The 19,155-nt window shown below is 53.5% G+C and carries 17 protein-coding genes; 10 read left to right on the forward strand and 7 right to left on the reverse strand.

Annotated features, from left to right (window positions below; translation table 11 throughout):
- The first annotated feature begins 21 nt into the window (after positions 1–21).
- Entirely contained in the window at positions 22–735 is a 714-nt protein-coding gene (gene rpe / locus JJD41_RS16350; protein WP_168571042.1) for a ribulose-phosphate 3-epimerase, read from the forward strand.
- Between the two features lie 144 nt (positions 736–879).
- Here the strand turns inward: rpe and JJD41_RS16355 are convergent, their stop codons facing one another.
- On the reverse strand, positions 880–1,092 hold the full coding sequence (locus JJD41_RS16355) for a hypothetical protein (RefSeq protein WP_200668403.1): 213 nt from the start codon (positions 1,090–1,092) through the stop codon (positions 880–882).
- Between the two features lie 372 nt (positions 1,093–1,464).
- Between JJD41_RS16355 and recQ the strand changes: the two genes are divergently transcribed.
- The 8 genes from recQ (at position 1,465) to JJD41_RS16395 (ending at position 12,094) form a co-directional block, all read left to right on the forward strand.
- A complete protein-coding gene (gene recQ / locus JJD41_RS16360) occupies positions 1,465–3,915 on the forward strand; it encodes a DNA helicase RecQ (RefSeq protein WP_200668405.1) in 2,451 nt (816 codons plus the stop codon).
- Between the two features lie 184 nt (positions 3,916–4,099).
- Positions 4,100–6,100: an AMP-dependent synthetase/ligase gene (locus JJD41_RS16365; protein ID WP_200668407.1), complete on the forward strand. Its 2,001-nt coding sequence runs from the start codon at positions 4,100–4,102 to the stop codon at positions 6,098–6,100.
- Between the two features lie 92 nt (positions 6,101–6,192).
- Complete coding sequence (locus JJD41_RS16370; protein ID WP_168571045.1) at positions 6,193–6,642, forward strand: YlqD family protein; 450 nt, start codon at positions 6,193–6,195, stop codon at positions 6,640–6,642.
- Between the two features lie 183 nt (positions 6,643–6,825).
- Positions 6,826–8,136: a dihydrolipoamide acetyltransferase family protein gene (locus tag JJD41_RS16375; RefSeq protein WP_200668409.1), complete on the forward strand. Its 1,311-nt coding sequence runs from the start codon at positions 6,826–6,828 to the stop codon at positions 8,134–8,136.
- 161 nt (positions 8,137–8,297) lie between these two features.
- Positions 8,298–9,005 carry an ROK family protein gene (locus JJD41_RS16380; RefSeq protein ID WP_200668411.1) on the forward strand — a complete coding sequence of 236 codons (708 nt, stop codon included), beginning with the start codon at positions 8,298–8,300 and terminating at the stop codon, positions 9,003–9,005.
- 520 nt (positions 9,006–9,525) lie between these two features.
- On the forward strand, positions 9,526–9,738 hold the full coding sequence (locus JJD41_RS16385) for a hypothetical protein (protein WP_200668413.1): 213 nt from the start codon (positions 9,526–9,528) through the stop codon (positions 9,736–9,738).
- Between the two features lie 279 nt (positions 9,739–10,017).
- Positions 10,018–11,280, forward strand: a complete 1,263-nt coding sequence (locus tag JJD41_RS16390) for a cation:proton antiporter domain-containing protein (protein ID WP_200668415.1) — start codon at positions 10,018–10,020, stop codon at positions 11,278–11,280.
- Positions 11,281–11,551: 271 nt separating this feature from the next.
- Positions 11,552–12,094, forward strand: a complete 543-nt coding sequence (locus tag JJD41_RS16395) for a cyclic nucleotide-binding domain-containing protein (protein WP_200668417.1) — start codon at positions 11,552–11,554, stop codon at positions 12,092–12,094.
- 167 nt (positions 12,095–12,261) lie between these two features.
- Here JJD41_RS16395 and JJD41_RS16400 read toward each other — a convergent pair whose 3' ends face one another.
- Positions 12,262–13,716: a sensor histidine kinase gene (locus JJD41_RS16400; RefSeq protein ID WP_200668419.1), complete on the reverse strand. Its 1,455-nt coding sequence runs from the start codon at positions 13,714–13,716 to the stop codon at positions 12,262–12,264.
- Between the two features lie 528 nt (positions 13,717–14,244).
- Between JJD41_RS16400 and JJD41_RS16410 the strand changes: the two genes are divergently transcribed.
- Positions 14,245–14,565, forward strand: a complete 321-nt coding sequence (locus JJD41_RS16410; protein ID WP_168571053.1) for a DUF3155 domain-containing protein — start codon at positions 14,245–14,247, stop codon at positions 14,563–14,565.
- Between the two features lie 156 nt (positions 14,566–14,721).
- Here JJD41_RS16410 and JJD41_RS16415 read toward each other — a convergent pair whose 3' ends face one another.
- The 5 genes from JJD41_RS16415 to JJD41_RS16435 form a co-directional block, all read right to left on the reverse strand.
- Complete coding sequence (locus JJD41_RS16415) at positions 14,722–15,450, reverse strand: cofactor assembly of complex C subunit B (protein ID WP_234488873.1); 729 nt, start codon at positions 15,448–15,450, stop codon at positions 14,722–14,724.
- A 1-nt stretch (position 15,451) separates the two neighbouring features.
- Positions 15,452–16,315 carry an NAD(P)-dependent oxidoreductase gene (locus JJD41_RS16420; protein WP_200668423.1) on the reverse strand — a complete coding sequence of 288 codons (864 nt, stop codon included), beginning with the start codon at positions 16,313–16,315 and terminating at the stop codon, positions 15,452–15,454.
- A gap of 248 nt (positions 16,316–16,563) precedes the next feature.
- Positions 16,564–17,148, reverse strand: a complete 585-nt coding sequence (locus JJD41_RS16425) for a thioredoxin family protein (protein ID WP_200668425.1) — start codon at positions 17,146–17,148, stop codon at positions 16,564–16,566.
- A 166-nt stretch (positions 17,149–17,314) separates the two neighbouring features.
- Positions 17,315–18,556, reverse strand: coding sequence for a cytosine deaminase (gene codA / locus JJD41_RS16430; RefSeq protein ID WP_200668427.1), 1,242 nt, complete (start codon positions 18,554–18,556; stop codon positions 17,315–17,317).
- Between the two features lie 159 nt (positions 18,557–18,715).
- The gene (locus JJD41_RS16435) at positions 18,716–19,135 is read right to left on the reverse strand and encodes a pentapeptide repeat-containing protein (protein ID WP_200668429.1); all 420 of its coding nucleotides are present in this window, start codon (positions 19,133–19,135) and stop codon (positions 18,716–18,718) included.
- Between the last annotated feature and the right edge of the window lie 20 nt (positions 19,136–19,155).

Raw genomic sequence — 19,155 nt, forward strand, 5'->3', positions numbered from 1 at the left:
CGCAGGAGAGTATCGTTACCGATGACCCAAACCCAATCTCAAAAACCCATTGTTATTGCTCCCTCTATCTTATCAGCCGATTTCAGCCGTCTGGGCGACGAAGTGCGCGCGGTCGATAAAGCGGGAGCCGATTGGATTCACGTCGATGTAATGGACGGTCGTTTCGTACCGAATATCACCATCGGACCGTTAATCGTGGAAGCCCTCCGTCCGGTGACGGAAAAACCCCTCGACGTTCACTTGATGATCGTCGAACCGGAAAAATACGTTGCCGACTTTGCCAACGCGGGAGCTGATATTATTTCCGTTCACGCGGAACACAATGCCTCTCCTCACCTGCATCGAACCCTGTGTCAAATTAAAGAACTGGGCAAACAAGCGGGGGTCGTCCTCAATCCGTCCACGCCGTTAGAATTGATCGAATACGTTGTGGACGTGTGCGATTTAATCTTGATCATGAGCGTCAACCCGGGCTTTGGCGGTCAAAGCTTTATCCCCGGGGTCGTGCCGAAAATCCGGAAGCTGCGCCAACTGTGCGACGAACGCGGTCTCGATCCGTGGATCGAAGTCGATGGCGGCTTGAAAGGGAATAATACCTGGCAAGTCCTCGAAGCTGGAGCCAACGCGATTGTTGCGGGTTCGGCAGTGTTTAAAGCTGACGATTATGCCAAGGCGATTGAAGGGATTCGCAATAGCAAGCGCCCTGCGACCGAACAAGAATTGGCGCGCGTCTGAGTTTTTTCTTTTCGTTAATTTAGCTCGTCGAAATAGCCTGTAGAAATCGAGGCGATCGCTCGACTTCTACAGGTTTTTACTGTCGCGATTTTCTCGGTCGGATCGCCGGACAATTCGACCGCAGCCCGGGGGTCGATCGCCACATCAATCGAACTGGGCGCCGGGACACCAAGCACAACAATCGCTCAATTTAGTCGCCGATCGCGCGCAGGCGGAATCGGTCCATCGTTCGGCGGCGATCGGACAGATAAACCGATCGCGGTCGCGCTTTTCCGGTTCGCTTTTCCGGTGTAGAACAATCACTTTCATCCCGTCGAGCGCCAAACAAGCCCGCTTCGATCCCACTGAATTACCCACTGAATCAATTGTTTTCCGAATTGGAATCACTCGCATAAAAGACCGCCGATGGCTGCTACGGGGATGCCGCAAAACGGGCGTACCCATAATCGTCCTCACAGTAATAAAATTAATCAAAATTGCAAAAGAGGCTCTCGGCGCTCGATCGCACGCAACACTGAGCTGCTCACCTAACTATTTCCTTCGAGAGAAATAAAGGAGCGACCGGACGAAATCGAGTTAAAAAAACGACGAAAAATGATGAAGAATCGATAAAGCTTCCGGTAATTGACCCGATCTCGGGCCAAAGTACGGCGGCGATCGTCCGACGGCGTCCGGGGGACCGATAGCCCCTAGAATAGGGAGAGCAGTGTAGACGAAACCGAGCCGATCGTGTCATTAAGCAGCCCTCGACCCGTGACACCCCCGGGAAACTTAGAACGGTCCCTCAAACAGTTTTTTGGATACGACAGTTTTCGCCCCGGACAACGAGAGATTATCGAAGCCGCCTTAGCCGATCGCGATCAACTGATCGTGATGCCGACCGGAGGCGGAAAATCCTTGTGCTTTCAACTTCCCGCCTTACTCAAAGCGGGGGTCACCGTGGTGGTCTCGCCGTTGATCGCCCTGATGCAAGATCAAGTCGAAGCGCTGCAAAATAATGGGATCGGGGCGACGTTTCTCAACAGTACCCTCAATTGGGAAGAACAGCGATCGCGGGAAATGGCGATCGTCACGGGTCGTGTCAAACTGCTCTACGTCTCTCCGGAACGCTTGGTCGGCGATCGCTTTCTCGCCTTTTTAGAAGTGGTGCGCGCCCGAGTGGGGCTGAGTAGTTTTGCCATTGACGAAGCCCACTGCGTTTCCGAATGGGGTCACGATTTTCGCCCGGAATACCGCCAACTGCGCCTGTTGCGAGATCGCTATCCCCAAGTCCCGGTCATGGGTCTGACGGCGACGGCGACCGATCGCGTCCGCCACGATATCGTCTCCCAACTGGCCCTCCAAAATCCCCGCGTCCACCTTGCCAGTTTCAACCGTCCCAATCTCTATTACGAAGTCCGTCAAAAACGCAGGCAGTCCTATGGCGATTTATTGCAGATTATTCGCGAAATAGGCGGTTCTGGGATTATCTACTGTCTCAGTCGCCGCCGGGTTGAAGAGCTGGCCGCCCGACTTCAAAACGATAAAATCAAAGCTTTAGCCTATCATGCCGGATTGGGCGACGAAGAGCGGGCGAGCTCCCAACGGCGATTTATTCGCGATGACGTGCAAGTTATTGTCGCGACGATCGCCTTCGGGATGGGCATCAACAAACCCGACGTTCGCTTTGTGGTTCACTACGACTTACCGCGCAATCTCGAAAGTTACTATCAAGAATCCGGGCGATCGGGACGGGACGGCGAACCCGCCCATTGCGCCCTTTTTTACAGTTACGGCGATTTAAAAACGATCGAATATTTAATCGACCAAAAACCCGAACCGCAAGAACAATTAATCGCCCGCCAACAATTACGCCAAATCCTCAATTATGTCGAAGGAACCGACTGTCGCCGCACGATTCAATTGGGCTATTTTGGCGAACGCTTTCCCGGGAATTGCGAAAACTGCGATAACTGCCGCAACCCCAAACCGATCGAGGATTGGACCGTAGAAGCGATGAAGTTTCTCTCTTGCGTGGCGCGCACGAAAGAACGTTTCGGAACCAATCATATTATCGACGTCTTGCGCGGGTCGAAAAAAGCCAAAGTCTTGCGCTACAACCATCAAGAATTATCGACCTTTGGAATCGGCACCGATAAAACCGCAGACGAGTGGAAAATGCTGGCGCGATCGCTCGTCCACCAAGGCTTATTAAACGAAACCGACGACGGTTATTCCGTTCTCAAATTGAATGCGGCGAGTTGGGAAGTAATGCGAAAACAGCGCCAAGTCCAGCTCGCCGTCACCCGCCAAGCCGAAGACACCCCCTTGGACGGGCGCGATCGCCTCGCCGCCGAAGTCGAGATGCTCTTCGATCTGCTGCGATCGTTGCGTAAAGAGATCGCCGACGCCGAATCCCTGGCCCCTTATATGGTCTTTGCCGATTCCACCTTAAAATTGATGGCCCGCGAACGTCCCCAAACCCCCGATGCTTTCGGCAATTTGGCCGGAGTCGGCGAATATAAATTAGTCAAATACGGCGATCGCTTCTTGAGCGCCATTCAAACCTACTGTCAGGAACAAGGGCTGAGTGCAGCCCCGAGTGCGACCCCGGGGGCAAACGACGATCTGTTTCAAACATTGCGGGCATTACGCAAAAAAATCGCGGCTGAAGAAGCCCTTCCCGCCTATATGATTTTTCCCGATCGCACCTTGCAGGAAATGGCGCGACGCCAACCCCAAACCCTGGCCGCATTTCGCAAGATTAAAGGCGTCGGCGCCCAAAAACTGGAAAAATACGGGCCTAGCTTCCTGGCAGAAATTCAAGCCTACTGCGGCGAAACCCCCCCCTTCGAGCCGGAAGACGAACCCGAAGACGAACCGGAAGACGAAGCACTCTCCAACACCCAAGCCCTCACCTTGAGATTGCATTGCGAAGGCTGGAGCATCGAAGAGATCGCCCGACACCGCCAACTCAGCCCCCGCACGATCGCCACCCATTTAGCCGAATTACTCGAAATTGACGATCGCGTCGAAATCGATCGCCTCGTCAACCGCAACCGACAAGTCGAAATTTGGCAGGCCCTCGACCTGCTCGGCGATCGCTCGTTAACCACCATCCGCGAACATTTAGGAGAGCATTACAGTTACGACGAAATCCGCTTCGTGCGCGGACGCAGGCGACGAGTACACCAGAGCTGAGCCGAACTGGACGTCGGAGTGGCACATTGAGGGGTCACACTCGCCAAACTGTCCCCCCAGGTCACTCGGTCAACCCGAGGAGATTAAGATAAGTTGCAATCCCCTTAGCCTGGGTGCTAAGGAGGGACGGGCCAAATGGCTCCCCTGCGGATATCTCTACTCTCTACTATTCAGATCGACCGTCATGACTCTCACAAAAGCTGATTATGCCTACAAGCTGACCGATCGCGAACGGCAATATTTAAGCGAACAACCGGAGTACCACCGGGCGCGATCGCTGCCCGAAGCGTGGGAGATGGAGCGATCGCACTTCAGCCGCATCGTCGCCCTCAAAGACCCTCACAGCCAACCCGCCGTCGAATTAACCTACGCTCAATTGGGCGATCGGGTCGAACAATTCGCCGCCGGGATCCAAAGCTTGGGACTGCCGCCGATCGAAAACGGCTTGCCGCCACGGATTGCCCTGTTTGCCAACAACAGCCCGCGCTGGCAGATCGCCGATCGCGGTTTAATGTATGCCGGGGCCGCCGACGTGGTGCGCGGCAGCGATGCGGATATCGAAGAACTAGTTTATATCTTCCAACAGAGCGGCAGTGTCGGTTTAGTCGTGGAAAATCGGGACCTCTACGACCGACTCGACCCTCATTTAGAAACCGAACGGTTAAAGTGGGTGATTTTGCTCTCCGACGAGGAAGCGCCGGGACGGGAGGGAGTCCAGGGGTTGAATTTTAGCGAAGTGTTGGCAAAAGGGAGCGATCGCCCGTTAGAGCGCGTCCCCCTCGATCGCGACACCCTGGCCACCTTACTCTACACTTCCGGAACTACGGGCAAACCGAAAGGGGTGATGTTGACCCACGGCAACTTACTGCACCAACTTTCGACAATCGGGGCGGTATTGCAGGCGCATCCGGGCGATCGCACCCTCAGCTTGCTGCCGACCTGGCACAGTTTCGGGCGCATCGGGGAATATTTTTTCCTGTCGCGCGGTTGCACGCAAATTTACACGAGTATCCGCCACGTCAAGACCGATTTTAAACAATACAAACCCAAATACACCATCGGCGTGCCTCGTTTGTGGGAGTCGATTTACGAAGCGATTCAAAAACAGTTAAGCCAGCAACCGGAAAACAAGCAAAAATTAGCCAAGACCTTGATGGGGATTAGCCAGCAGTATATCGAAGCGCGGCGAACCTGGCAGGGGTTGCGCTTGGAGTTGGAACCGCCGGGAGGGGGCGATCGCCTGATGGCGGGAGTGAAACTGGCGCTGTTGTGGCCCGTCCACGCGATCGCCTCGAAGTTGGTCTACGCCAAAATCCGCGAAGCCACCGGGGGTCAACTCGCTTACGTCATCAGTGGCGGGGGTTCCCTGGCGATGCACTTAGAAAACTTTTTTGAAGCGATCGGCTTGGATATCCTCGTCGGTTACGGACTGACGGAAACTTCCCCAGTGTTGACGGCCCGCCGATTTTGGCATAACTTGCGCGGTTCCGCCGGACGTCCGATTCCGGAAACGGCGATTCGCATTGTCGATCCCGAGACCCGCCGGACGTTGAAGCCCGGAGAACGGGGTCTGGTCTTGGCGCGCGGGCCGCAAATCATGCAAGGGTACTATCAAAATCCTGAAGCGACGGCGACGGCGATCGATGGAGACGGTTGGTTCGATACGGGAGATTTGGGCTGGTTAAATACCCAAGGGGATTTAATTTTAACGGGACGGGCGAAAGAGACGATCGTCCTGACCAATGGCGAGAATATCGAACCGCAGCCGATCGAGGATGCTTGTTTGCGAAGTGCGTACATCGATCAGATCGTGTTGGTCGGACAGGATCGAAAATATCTCGGGGCGTTAGTGGTGCCGAATTTTGAGGCCCTAGAGGAGTGGGCGAGTCGAGAAAACGTGCGGTTGCACTTACCCGAGACGGGAACAGGGGAAATGGCGTCGGAAAGGGCAGCAGAAGGGGCGATCGCCCTCAATAGCGACGTGGTGCATCGGTTATTCCGGCAAGAGTTAAATCGGGAAGTGAAAAACCGCCCGAGTTACCGGAGTGACGATCGCATCGGTACGTTTTGGCTGCTGGACGAACCGTTTTCGATTGAAAATGGCATGATGACGCAAACCCTTAAAATTAAAAAGCCCGTGGTTGTCGAGCGCTATCGTTCGGCGATCGAAGCCATGTATAACTAGAGGGCGGATCGCCTCGGGGTAGCCCGGTGCTGCCGAGGGGCGATCGTCGCCCGGTCTTTGTCGTTTACGCACCATCAGCGACCGGAATGGATATGGACTTGTCTAACTCGAAATTACTGCTCAAGCGCAATATTATTGTCAAAGCTGTCGTGACGCCCCGTTGGAAAGAAGAAGTCCAACAGCAGTTACAGGCGCAGATCAACCAAATCGACACCCAAATGCAGCAGTTGGAAATGCAGGGACAACGGATGATGGCCGATTTGGAACAACAAAACCCGCAAGCTGGTAGCCCGCAAGCCCAACAGCAACGGGAGAACGTGCAACGACAAGTCAATCAGAAACAACGGGAACTGCTGGCGCAAAAAAACCAAATTTTGCAGAATTTACAGCAAGTCCAGACCCTGGAACTGGAACAAGAGGTCAATACCGGACAGATGGAAAGCTTTTTCTCCGTCGAAAGAGGCGATAATCTGGTGAAGAAAATGCAGGTGGAGATTTTGTTACGCGATGGGGTCGTCGAAGAGATTCGCGGCGATTTGTAATTCCCCAACGGTTTGAGGCGATCGCCCGAGGAAGCACTCACCGGGCGTTCGCGTGCGAACCCCGACCGTTGAAACCGATCGAGCGGCGCGGGCCGTAGGCTATCCGGGCTACCCTGTATCGCGATACAATTCAAGCTTGCCTTATTTTCGTATTTCATTGATCGTCGAGTCGGAAATCGCCCCATGATTCACGAAGTTTTTATGCCTGCTCTCAGTTCCACCATGACTGAAGGAAAGATCGTTTCCTGGGAGAAATCCCCGGGAGATAAGGTGGAAAAGGGAGAAACGGTGGTGGTGGTCGAGTCTGACAAAGCCGACATGGACGTAGAATCCTTTTACGAAGGGATTCTCGCCGAGATCGTCGTTCCTGCGGGAGAAGTAGCTCCGGTGGGGGCGGCGATCGCCCTGTTGGCGGAAACAGAAGCCGAAATCGAACAAGCCAAGCAGAAAGCAGCCCAACTGCAAGGGTCTGCGGCTCAAAACGCCGCCCCTGCTGCTTCGGCTCCGTCTGCCGCCCCGTCAGCCAGTCAGGGTGCAGCCCCTGCCCAGACGACAGCGAGTCCTTCTCGTCGTAACGGACGCACGATCGCCTCGCCTCGCGCCCGCAAGTTAGCGAAAGAATATCAAGTCGATTTGAGTGGCTTGCAAGGAAGCGGCCCCCACGGTCGCATCGTGGCCGAAGATGTGGAAGCGGCGGCGGGCAAAGCGACCCAACCGAGTGCGCCCCCGGTGGCTCCTCCGGCAACGGTCCCGGCAAGTCCGGCGGCGATCGCCCCGACGCCAGCTCCGGCAGCTCCCCCCACTCCAGCCCCCGCCCCCCTCGGCGAGGTGGTATCGTTCAATACCTTGCAGCAAGCCGTGGTTCGCAATATGCTCGCGGGGTGGCAAGCGCCTGTTTTCCACGTCAGTTATACGATAACGACGGATAATTTAGATAGGCTCTACCAGCAAATTAAGTCTAAAGGGGTGACGATGACCGCCTTGCTGGCGAAAGCGGTCGCCGTCACTTTGCAAAAACACCCGGTTCTCAATGCCCGTTATACAGAGAAGGGGATCGAGTACCCCTCGGCGATTAATGTTGCCGTGGCGGTGGCGATGCCCGATGGCGGGTTGATTACCCCGGTGTTGAAAAGTGCCGACGGTCAGGATATTTATTCTCTGTCGCGCAATTGGAAAGACTTGGTCAATCGCGCCCGGGTCAAACAGTTGCAACCGGACGAGTACAGTACGGGCACCTTTAGCCTGTCGAATTTGGGAATGTTCGGTGTCAGCAGTTTTGACGCGATCTTGCCGCCGGGTCAAGGGTCGATTTTGGCGATCGCCGCCGCTCGTCCTCAAGTGGTCGCTAGCGATGATGGCTCGATCCGCGTCTGTCGTCAGATGCAGGTCAATATTACTTGCGACCACCGGGTGATTTACGGCTCTCATGCGGCAGCGTTCTTGCAAGATTTGGCGGCGTTAATTGAGAACGATCCCCAGTCCCTAACCCTGTAGGTTGACCGGAAACCCGGTTTCTTTGCCGATCGTCTCGGGAGTTGAGCCAGAAACCGGGTTTCTCGAAGCTCTCTAGAGAAACTAGCCGTTCTCTCGAACAGAAACCCGGTTTCTCTTAGAGGCTCTTGATTGTGACTCAACTCTTGATTACTCGCACAGTTATGACCGAGAACAATGGCAGCATCCGCACTCTAGCGGTGGATATTGGCGGTAGTGGGGTTAAAACCCTCGTTTTAGACGAAGATGGAACGGCGATCGCCGATCGCAACCGCCAGGAAACTCCCAGACCCGCCAAACCCGAACCGATTATCGCGGCGATCGTTACTTTGGCGAAAGAACAATCCCCGTTCGATCGCGTTTCCGTCGGCTTTCCCGGGGTCGTCCGTCACGGGGTGACCTACACCGCCGTCAATTTGCACGAGGATTGGGTCGGTTTCGATTTAGCGACTTCCCTGCAACAGCAGTTAGATAAACCCGTGCGCGTGGCGAACGATGCGGACATCCAGGGACTCGGCGCGATCGCCTCGGAAGGGGTCGAACTGGTGGTCACTCTGGGCACGGGTTTCGGAACCGCTTTATTTGTCGATGGCAAATTGGTTCCGAATTTGGAAGGCGGACACCATCCTTTCCGCAAAGATAAAACCTACGAGCAGTTACTCGGACGGGCCGCTCTCAAGAAAATGGGCCCCAAGCGTTGGAATAAAAATTTGGCTCGGGCGATCGATGCCCTGCAAAATCTCTTCAATTACGATCGCCTCTATATCGGTGGCGGCGAAGCCAAAAAGATTTCTATCGATTTACCCGAGAACGTGGCGATCGTTCCCAATATTTCCGGGTTGTTGGGCGGGATTGCTTTGTGGAAAGATTGAGGGAGTTTGACTCCCTCGTCGGGAATCCTCTATAGGGAACCCCTCGATCTTGACGTTCACAGTCTTTGCACTTCCCTCTCTCGCCTTCGCCAACTCTACCCCGTCCGACGGGGTTTTCTTTATCAAAGAAATCATTATTTTTCTGATAAATAGGCTACTTTTTTAACCGAAAAATATCCAAGCAAACCTGAAGAAATCCCTGCTTACAAGCTCGATAAAATCGGGAACGAACGCGATCGCGACGGCTTTCGTTCCTGTTGAGCATTCTTACTCAATCTCTTCATCAAGATTTCTGTAAAATAGAACACATAATCTTAAGTCATCTAAGGTTTTAAAATCTCTGAAACCTCTTTTATACGGTGCTTTTCACTATTTTCTGACTGAGTTTTGCGCGATCGATGTCAGCAAATCTCAATAGCGAAACGCCCCGAAAAACCGTATTCGGTGATACAGTGGAGCTATCCAAAAATTTGTGTCCTACGATACTTTTATTTCCCGCTAATTTGGAGCTGCCCCCACTATGATTGCTCTCTACATTATTGCCCCAATGGTCGCACTAGCTGCGTGGTGGTCGTGGCGACGAGTTGCCGAAGAAACCGTAGGGGTGATGGCGATTTCGATTGCCAGTGTTTTACTATTATGTGCCTTGGCATTTGCCCCTTGGCAATTTCAATTGGTCGGCGTGTTGGCGTTGGTGTGCGATCGCTTCGAGTTGTTGAGCGCTAAAAATTAAGTGACCTACTCCCGACACCGACCCTTCAGGTACAGTGCGGGCTTCTTAGCGGTTCAAGCTGAGATTAACCTCAAATCTGTTATGACGATCGCCGCGCATTATTTTTAAAGTTTAGTATCGCTCCTATTTGTAAGCACGAAGGTACCGGAAACCCTCCAGTACCTTTTTTTTGCTTTTTCCATCGCCGGACTATATTCAATCCAGTTTCAGTACAGCGATCGGCAACGACAGGCGATCGGTTTAAAATCTAAAATCTACAATCTAAAATCTAAAATTCTCATGGGTGAATTCAGTGGAAACGAGCTAGATATTGCTTTAACTGCCCTGGGCGGACTGGTTTTAGTTTTGGGCTTGCTCTCTGGCTTTCTCAAAGAACGGCTCTTTTTGTCCGATCCACTGGTGGCGGTCTGTATCGGGATTCTCCTCGGTCCGTCGGGATTGCACTTATTGGATTTGAGCCATTGGGGCAATCCGCAATCGATTTTAGAACAAGGGGCGCGCTTGGCGATCGCCATTCAATTGATGGGGGTGGCCCTGCGATTGCCGAAAGGTTATCTATTACGACACTGGAAAGCTCAAGCCGTGCTACTCGGACTCGTAATGCCTTTAAGCTGCGTGGCGAGTGCGGTTTTGGTCTATTTCATTTTAGGATTGCCGTTGTGGGTCGCCCTGCTGGTCGGGGCGATCGTCACGCCGACGGATCCGGTGGTAGCGACGGCGATCGTCACCGGAAAAGTCGCGGAACGCAATTTACCCGATCGCCTCCGTCATACCCTCTCCGCCGAATCGGCGGCGAATGACGGTTTAGCCTATCCCTTAGTGTTTTTACCGATCTTGTTCCTGACGCGATCGCCGGGAGAAGCCCTCGGACAGTGGTTTGGCGAAATCCTGCTTTGGGAAGTCGGCGCCACCGTCGTCTTGGGGGCCGTTTGCGGTTATCTCGCCGGATGGCTGTTGTTGCGGGCCGAACGACAGCACACGATCGATAAACCCTCGTTTTTAGCCTACACCCTGGCCTTATCCCTGTTGGTGTTGGGGGGCATCAAACTGCTGCACGGCGATGGCATTTTGGCAGTTTTCGTGGCGGGGAGTACGTTTAGTTTAGTCGTAAGCGGTTCCGAGCGATCGCAGGAAGAACGAGTCCAAGAAGCGGTAGACCGTTTCTTCACCTTATACGTGTTTGTGTTGTTTGGATTGGGGTTACCGTGGCGGGAATGGTTCGATCTCGGCTGGTCCGGGGCGATCGCGATCTCCGCACTTTTACTCTTGCGCAGACTTCCCGTTCTATTTTTACTCAAATCCTGTTTCCCGCACTCCCTGCAACGCAATGGGGATTTGCTATTTATGGGATGGTTCGGTCCGATGGGGGTGGCGGCAATCTTTTATGCGATGTTGGCGATTCGCGAAACCCAAACCGAATCGATTTGGGCGATCGTCAGTGCGGTGGTTTGCGCGTCGATTGTCGTTCACGGAATCAGTGCCATTCCTGGGGCCAAACGTTACGGTCAACGCCACTCACCCCAGGCACCCCCGAGAGAATAAGGGGCTAAAAATTGGTCTTTTGATGGTGGCAAGAGGTCGCGCAAGGCTGGCGGGCGCCAGATGCGGGATACTGGCGTGCGAATTGGGTCGCCGCAAGGATATATTTTAAAGACTAATAACTTCTTTTATTTAGCTCTTACAATAGAAAATAAAGGCGATCGCCGTTGGCACTTGTCGGGGGTCGATCGACGATCGATTCTTGACCCTATCCGAGTGTCCAGCGCTAAGCTATAACCTCGGGAATAAGTCATAAAAATATATTTATGAACTCATGAGAAAAGGACTTTTTATTCTGAGCGAATTAAGTCAAGAAGACCTGGAATGGATGTTGACGATCGCCACGAGCGAAGAATTAGAGGCGGGAACGACGATTATTGAAGAAGGTAAACCCATTCACAGTGTTTATATTGTCTTGCAAGGCACCTTAGTGGTGGAAGTTGCTGCATTAGAAGGAAAAGAAATCGCTAAAATCGGCATTGGTGAAGTTTTGGGGGAAATGTCGTTTCTCGATACACGTCCGCCATCGGCCACGGTCAAAGTCTTGGAAGATGCGATCGTTTTGTCCATCCCGCGATTGGCACTGGAGCAAAAATTAGAACGAGATACCGCATTTGCGGCGCGGTTTTATCGGGCGATCGCCGTCTTTTTATCGAATCGTTTGCGCCTCACGGTTTCTCATTTAGGTTACGAAGAACAGGCCCCGAGCGATCGGCGATCGGCGAATTCTAGCCCCCGAAATCAACCGGGAAAATCCGTGGATCGTTTAATCGAACGGTTGGAAGCACATCGCGAGACGATCTCCCGTTCTCTCTAGCCGCGATCGCCGTCGATGGCGGTAGAAAGGGGCGCCCGTCGTCCGATAACAATTGCCCGGGTTGATGGATAAATATCGAGCGATCTCCGGGGCAATTTTACCCCCCGATTTCACTCCCCCGATCCGTCGAAATCGCCGCATCAAACCATCAGTTCGGTCGGGTCATTTCAATCGTAGAGATCGTCGCCGTCGAGGGCCGGGAGTTTGACAACAAAGGTGGTGCCGGGAGTGGTTTTGTGAGTAAATGCGGGATCGGGGCAGGCGATCCAGTCGGGTTCGGCGGGACTGTAAACCTCGATATCGCCTTGGAGGTCGCGGATGAGGTCGCGGGCGATCGCCAACCCCAATCCGGTTCCGGGGATGTTTCCCTGGGCTTGGACGCCGCGATAGTGGCGTTGAAATAGATTTTCGAGGTCTTCTGGCGGGATGCCCGGTCCGGTGTCGCTGATGGCGATCGCGACTTCGGGGCGGTCGGCGCGATCGCGGGTGGAGAAGCTGGCGATCTCGATATGGCCCCCGGCGGGGGTATATTTCAAGGCATTGTCGATTAAATTAGTCAGCACTTCGCGTAAGGCACTGGGGTAGGCGCGGATTTTCGGCAATTGCGGCGCCAAGCGGGCTTGTAGGTGTAAACCCCGATCGCCCGCGATCGCTTCGGCGGAGGCGAGTAAGGGGTTTAAAATCGTGGGGACGTCGCAGATTTCGAGGCGAGACGGGGGCAGGAGTAATTCGGGGCTGGCAGTCAAGCGGGGGACGGCGGCGGCGCGATCGCGGGGTCGGTCGCCGTTGTCGGATTCGTCGGCCCAATCGTTGACCCGATCCATTTGTTCGAGCAGTTCGCGGACGCGATCGCTTTCCCGCAGCAGGTTTTCGGCGATCGTCCGGTTGGGATCTTCGGGAAGCAGGCGTTTGAGTAGTAATTTACCGAAGGTTTTGACGGCAGTGAGGGGGCTGCGAATTTGGTGTAAGAGGCTGTCGAACAGGTCGTGTTGTTCGTCGTGTAGGTGTTGCCGTTCCCGGGTGTGGGTTTGCAAGCTGTCGAGTTGCTGCCCCAACCAGCGCTGGCGTCGGTCTAAAATGCAGGCGATCGCCATCGTCTGGGCGATCCGCTCGATCTGGCTGCGTTCGCGATCGTTCCAGGGGCGATCGTCTCGGGTGGTAACGAGCAATCCCATGACCGCGCTTTCGTGAATTAAAGGTAAGACGATTTGGCGCGGTTGGGCGAGGTTGCCATCGAGATCGGGGTCGATCTCGTAGGGCAGCGCCTCGATCCACGGATCCGTCGCGGGGCGATCGCCGGAAATGGCACCAGGAGGGGCAACGGCGGGCGAAATCGAGGGGCGATCGTCGGGGGAGACGGGCTCGGGGGGGCGATCGTCGCCGACGGCGGCTTCGAGCGATCGCACGGCGGTCGGTTCGGACTCGGCGGCGAGTTGGAGGGCGCCGCGTTCGCTCCCTTCTTCCCAAAACAGCGCCGTGTCGGGATAGGCGACGACGGGAACGAGTCTCCCTTCGACCCGTTCTTCGGTTAAATAGACGACACTGAGGGACGCGCCCAAGCCTTTCGTGAGTAGAGCGACTTGGGATTTACACAGGTCAATAAACTCGGCACTAGCACTCATCAATTTCTTGGCAAAGCGTCTGTTCGGCAAGGCGATCGCGCGTCGGACTCCATTGAGTAAGATTCGCTACGCTTCGAGGCGATCGCAAGAGTTTTCCCCGTGGCGATCGCCCCTTCCCTAACATGGTTACAAAAATCTTTGGGAGTTGGCCAGATTGAATGCTAGGATACAATTTCGCTTCACTTTCTCCGGGGGGCTTCCGGTCAACTGCGTTACATTACCGACGGTCCCCAAGCTGTTCTTTGCCGAGGCGATCGCCCGGACTGAGAGCCGCGATCGCCGCTCGCCAAGGCGCGATCGCGGTCTTCTTAAACCTAATTTACAATTTTTTAATTTTTGTGAAGCAGGCGATCGGGGTTCGTTTTGTATAGTCGGGCAAGAACCCCCGTGTTTATTGATTTTGAGGCGATCGCGTCCGTCCTATCAGAAAAATTAAGCCCCATTGATCTTTTGCAGTGAAGACGATATAATCACGACGGCTTTTGTAACTATCACTACAACCGTCGGCTGAAAGAGGAGGTAAGGAATTTGGCAAGGAGACGTAAGCGCAAGAGCCGTCGCCGCCAAGAAGGGCGCAGAATTCTAGAGCACGTGCCTCAGTATAGTATCGAAAGTGGTGAAGATAAGCCAGTTACAGCCGCTCGAAAATACATCAAGGCTGAAGGGATCGTCCCGCCCGCTTTGCTGTTAGTCAAACGTAACGAGCATACCACCGATCGGTACTTTTGGGCCGAAAAAGGGTTGTTCGGCGCTCAGTATGTGGAAGAAAATCACTTCCTGTTCCCAAGTTTGAAGATTGTCGAAGGTAGTCCGGAAACGGTTGCCAACGTGGCTGTTAACAGTCGCTAAGACAGATTGGAATAAAGCTTTCTATAAGAATATTGGGAATTTCTATTGTCCCTCGATCGAGCGCTTGGCTTGACCGGATAACTGCGCCAATTCAGATATCGACCCCATTCAACCGTGTTTGAGTGGGGTTTATTTCTGTGGAACCTGTCTCCAGCCCTATTTTAAGGGCCAGTGGAGGGTCTGACGGAAGGTGGCCAACTCGTCTCGATGACCGATTAACACGATTTCGAGTTCCGACGCTGCGGACTCGCTTTCGCCGTGGCGATCGCTCGGCGCCGAGGCGATCGCCACGGCGACTCGTTCGGGACGGGCGGCATTTTTCCAGTAGAACCACCCCGCCAAAGGAGACAACAACAGCACGGAGAGAAACCAGACGCCCCCTTTCGGGAGAACAGTCCACCAGACTAAAGACAAACATAACAAGCCGATCGCCGCCAGGAGGGTTAAAAAGCTGGCGAGGAACCAACTCGGACGCACGAATCCTTCGTAAGTGACCCGGTTGTTTTCCGGATCGACCTTCGCCAAACGATAGGCGCGCTGCTCGAAATAATCCTGAACTTGCTTGAGGGTTGCTTCTTCGGAGTTGACGACCCGGAAGGTCATCTCTTCGGTACGGTCTTTGACCGACGCCCGAATGAAGAAGAACAAACCCACCCCTAACAACAGCGTCAGCAAGAAGGTAGAGGAAATAACAGGCAGATCCATCGCGATCGATCTCCTTGCCGCGATTCGGACAATAAGAGGACAGTGAGCGAGGCGATCGCTCGTCGGCTGGAGTGGCAGGAAGTGTAGTGTATCCCAAAACGTGACACCGGGGCAACTTCCGATCGATTTTGGCGATCGCCCCGTCGCCAGAGATCGCCACAACTCCCAGCCTGCAAGCATTTTAGTGAGGCGGATCCACCACTTCAAATAAAGCAGAATAATCCATTTCGGCTAAATTACGGGCGATCGCCGCCTCTAAAATTTCGCGTACCGCGTCCAAAGCGCGATCGTCGAGACCCAGGGATTGACTTTCCCCGAGAAACAACTTCGTATCTTTGAGTAAGTGCTTCGTCGGAAAATTCGGGTTCTCGTAATCGCGATCGCTCATCCGCGATAGCTTTTTATCGAAGGTCGGCGCGTAGAGGGCGCTTTGGCGCAAAATCTCCATAAAAGCATCCACATCCGCCCCCTGGCGGCGCACGAACCCCAAACTGAGCGAAAACGCCGCCGTCAGCGCCGCAATTAACTGGTTGAGCGCCAATTTCACCGCCGCCGCCGCACCGACCTCGCCGATATAACGGGGGTCTTCCCCAAAATTTTGTAACAGGGGACGCCAGCGATCGAACTGCGGCGCCGTACTGCCAACCATGACCAACAACTTGCCCGCCTTCGCTTCCGGAATGCTACCGAGTACCGGGGCTTCGAGATATTCGCCGCCGAGATCGCTCACCTCCCGGGCCAGAGAACGGCTTTCATCCGGGGCGATCGTTCCCATCTGGACGATCGCCCGTCCTTTCAGCGTATCGCGCGCCGACCCCGACAAGACCACCTCGCGAATCGCCCGCGCGTCCGTCAGCATCAACACCGCACAGTCACATCTTTGTAGCGCTTCCCTGCTGGACTCGACCACCGTCGCCCCCGCCGCGCGCAAAGGGTCGAGTTTTTCCGGGGTGCGATTGTAGGCGATCGTTTCGACGCCATGGGTTAACAAACGTCGGGCCATGGGTAGACCCATTAATCCAGTGCCGAGAAATGCTACTTTCACGATCTTTATCCTTATCCATTGGCAAATCTTCGCGATCTTTCATTCCCCCTTGGGCAAGATGCGATCGGGTCGTCCTCAACTCAATCAACAATGACAAAATTTGCAACCCGATCGGGGACGAAACCTCTTCTGAAGTCTTCCTGAATCGGCAAGATTTAGGGAGATCCTCCGTCATGGAAGTCAGAAGTGCTATAACTCAATTTTCAATCCCTGCAATGATTCAAAACATCGATTGAGCTTTCATCGATTTAAGCCCCAAAATAAGGCGGTTCGCTGCCCGGTTTCCACTTAATATTACAACCGATACTCGGTTTCTGCTCTGAAGGAACGGGATTTCCTGCAACGATCGCATCGAGGGCCGCCCGTAAATCTTTCCCACTGACTGGGATATTATTACCGGGACGGGAATCGTCGAGTTGACCGCGATAAACCAACGCGCGATCGCCGTCAAATAAAAAGAAATCCGGCGTACAAGCTGCCGTATACGCTTTAGCAACCTCCTGAGTTTCGTCATAGCAAAATGGAAAATTAAACCCGAGTTCCTGGGCCATTTCCTTGAGCTTTTCCGGTGCATCGTCGGGATGAGTGCCGACATTATTCGCACTAATCGCCACCATCCCGATATTTTTATCTCGATAATCTTTACCGAGATTGGCGAGTTCTTCTTGCACGTGTTTGACAAAGGGACAGTGACGACAAATAAACATCACCAGTAACCCTTTGCAATCGCTGAAAGTCTTGAGGGAAATCATTTGACCGGAGATCGTATCGGGAAGTTGAAAATCCGGTGCAGTCGTACCGAGATCTAACATCGTCGAAGGGGTTAAAGCCATGAGATTTCCTCCTGAACGCTCTATTGTGCAGTGAGTTGACCCGATTTGACGGTTCCACCTCGTTTTCATGGTAACGGTTCGCGGGGCAACCTTACGAGTCGCCGGGTAAGAACGATCGAAATTGAGCAGTGATGATTCTTATACAGCAAAAATTGCTGTATTCTTCTTATTCTAAATAACAACAAGTTGCCGCCGATCGCGTTTCAAAAATTAGCCGTCCCCGGGAGATAACATGAGAAACGGTAGGGCGACGGCGCAAGGCATCAAAGCGATTTTTTGCGTCTAAAACAATTAAATTGGCATCGTTGCCGACTTTGATTCCATAATTTTTTAAATTCAGGGTTTTGGCACCCCCGGCGGTTATCATGTCATAACAAGCGTCAATTTCAGCTAATCCGGTCATTTGGCAAACGTGAACGGCCATATAAGCGACATCGAGCATATTTCCCGTTCCCAAGGCGTACCACGGATCTTGAATACAATCGTGTCCGAGGGAAACATTTAAGCCATTTTGCCACAGTTCTTTAACTCGGGTAATTCCGCGCCGTTTGGGATAGGTATCGCTGCGACCTTGTAGGGTAATATTAATTAAGGGATTGGCGACAAAGTTGATGCGCGATCGCCCCAATAAGCCCATTAATTTGGTGGCATAGGCATTATTATAAGCAGCGAACGCCGTGGTGTGACTGGCAGTGACTTTAGAATGCCATCCGGTGCGAATGGCGCAAGCGGCGACGACTTCTAAAAAACGGGAGTGGTCGTCGTCAATTTCATCGCAGTGAATATCGATGAGGCGATCGTATTTTTGCGCTAATTCAAAGATGCGACGAACGGAGTTGACCCCATCTTCTCGGGTGAATTCATAGTGGGGAATGCCCCCGACGACATCGGCGCCTAAAGTTAATGCTTTTTCGATTAATTGTTCGTTGTCTGGATGGGAGTAGATGCCATCTTGAGGAAAGGCAACAATTTGTAAAGTTATCCAATCTTTGACGGTTTCGCGAACGTCGAGTAAGGCGTGTAAGGCGGTTAAATCTGGGGCGCTGACATCGACGTGCGATCGCACGAACAGGATGCCTTGGGCGGCTTGTTGTTTGAGGGTGGAAATGGCACGATTTTTAACATCTTCGACGGTTAAATCGGTTTTGCGATCGCCCCAAATTTCAATGCCTTCAAAAAGGGTGCCGCTTTGATTGGGGCGGGGTTGTCCGGCGGTTAAAGCGGAATCGAGATGAATGTGGGACTCGACAAATGGCGGGCTGACGAGGCGTCCGTCGAGGTCGATTTCACGATCGCCCGTCCCGTCGATTTGCGCCGCGATCGTTGCAATTTTACCGTCAACAATACCGATATCCGCGCGATCGCCGTCGAGTTGTTTTCCCTGTCGTAAAATTAATTGATATTGCATTTAAAATTATCTATTTTGGGTCTAGAAGCGTTATTGTTGTTATCGGCAAATTCGGTAAATATTGTAAGCTATTAGATCTTGAAACTGAACGATCTAAGCCAATAATGTTTTTCAAAGGATCGTTAAATCATCTCGAATCCAACGGGAACTCTGCCAAGATTAACGGGATTCTTCCAATCCGGTGACCTCGGTCAGAATCGCCCCGGTTAAATCCGCCCCGGTTAAATCCGTACTGACTAAAATCGCTTGATGGAAATTGACCGCCGTGAGATTAGTGTTGATGAGTTTAGCGCTAAACAGATTGGCGGCGACGGCAGACGCACTTTGTAGGTCGGCGCCCGTGAGATTGGCATCGGTCAAGTCGGCTTCATCGAGGATCGCCTTTCGCAAGTTGGCGCCGATGAGGTCGGCTTCGCGCAGGTCGGCCCCGGTGAGGTCGGCGCCGCTTAAGTCGCAGTAGCGGCATTCGTTGGTAGCGAGGAGTTGTTGCAGGTGGTTGGGATTGACGGCATATCCCGCATCGACGGCGAGGCAAAGTGGGGAAAGAAGGGCGGTAGTGACCCCGAGGATTTTGTTCATGGGGAGTTGAGAGTTGAGAT

Source organism: Oxynema mangrovii CENA135, from assembly GCF_016632315.1.
In the GTDB taxonomy this organism is placed as follows: Bacteria; Cyanobacteriota; Cyanobacteriia; order Cyanobacteriales; family Laspinemataceae; genus Oxynema; species Oxynema aestuarii.

Bases quoted from the DNA above. Each gene is read 5' to 3' on its own strand.
- rpe (WP_168571042.1), top strand. From the start codon at position 22: ATGACCCAAACCCAATCTCAAAAACCCATTGTTATTGCTCCCTCTATC.
- JJD41_RS16365 (WP_200668407.1), top strand. From the start codon at position 4,100: ATGACTCTCACAAAAGCTGATTATGCCTACAAGCTGACCGATCGCGAA.
- JJD41_RS16370 (WP_168571045.1), top strand. From the start codon at position 6,193: ATGGACTTGTCTAACTCGAAATTACTGCTCAAGCGCAATATTATTGTC.
- JJD41_RS16375 (WP_200668409.1), top strand. From the start codon at position 6,826: ATGATTCACGAAGTTTTTATGCCTGCTCTCAGTTCCACCATGACTGAA.
- JJD41_RS16380 (WP_200668411.1), top strand. From the start codon at position 8,298: ATGACCGAGAACAATGGCAGCATCCGCACTCTAGCGGTGGATATTGGC.
- JJD41_RS16385 (WP_200668413.1), top strand. From the start codon at position 9,526: ATGATTGCTCTCTACATTATTGCCCCAATGGTCGCACTAGCTGCGTGG.
- JJD41_RS16390 (WP_200668415.1), top strand. From the start codon at position 10,018: ATGGGTGAATTCAGTGGAAACGAGCTAGATATTGCTTTAACTGCCCTG.
- JJD41_RS16395 (WP_200668417.1), top strand. From the start codon at position 11,552: ATGAGAAAAGGACTTTTTATTCTGAGCGAATTAAGTCAAGAAGACCTG.
- JJD41_RS16400 (WP_200668419.1), bottom strand. From the start codon at position 13,716: ATGAGTGCTAGTGCCGAGTTTATTGACCTGTGTAAATCCCAAGTCGCT.
- JJD41_RS16415 (WP_234488873.1), bottom strand. From the start codon at position 15,450: ATGCTTGCAGGCTGGGAGTTGTGGCGATCTCTGGCGACGGGGCGATCG.
- JJD41_RS16425 (WP_200668425.1), bottom strand. From the start codon at position 17,148: ATGGCTTTAACCCCTTCGACGATGTTAGATCTCGGTACGACTGCACCG.
- codA (WP_200668427.1), bottom strand. From the start codon at position 18,556: ATGCAATATCAATTAATTTTACGACAGGGAAAACAACTCGACGGCGAT.
- JJD41_RS16435 (WP_200668429.1), bottom strand. From the start codon at position 19,135: ATGAACAAAATCCTCGGGGTCACTACCGCCCTTCTTTCCCCACTTTGC.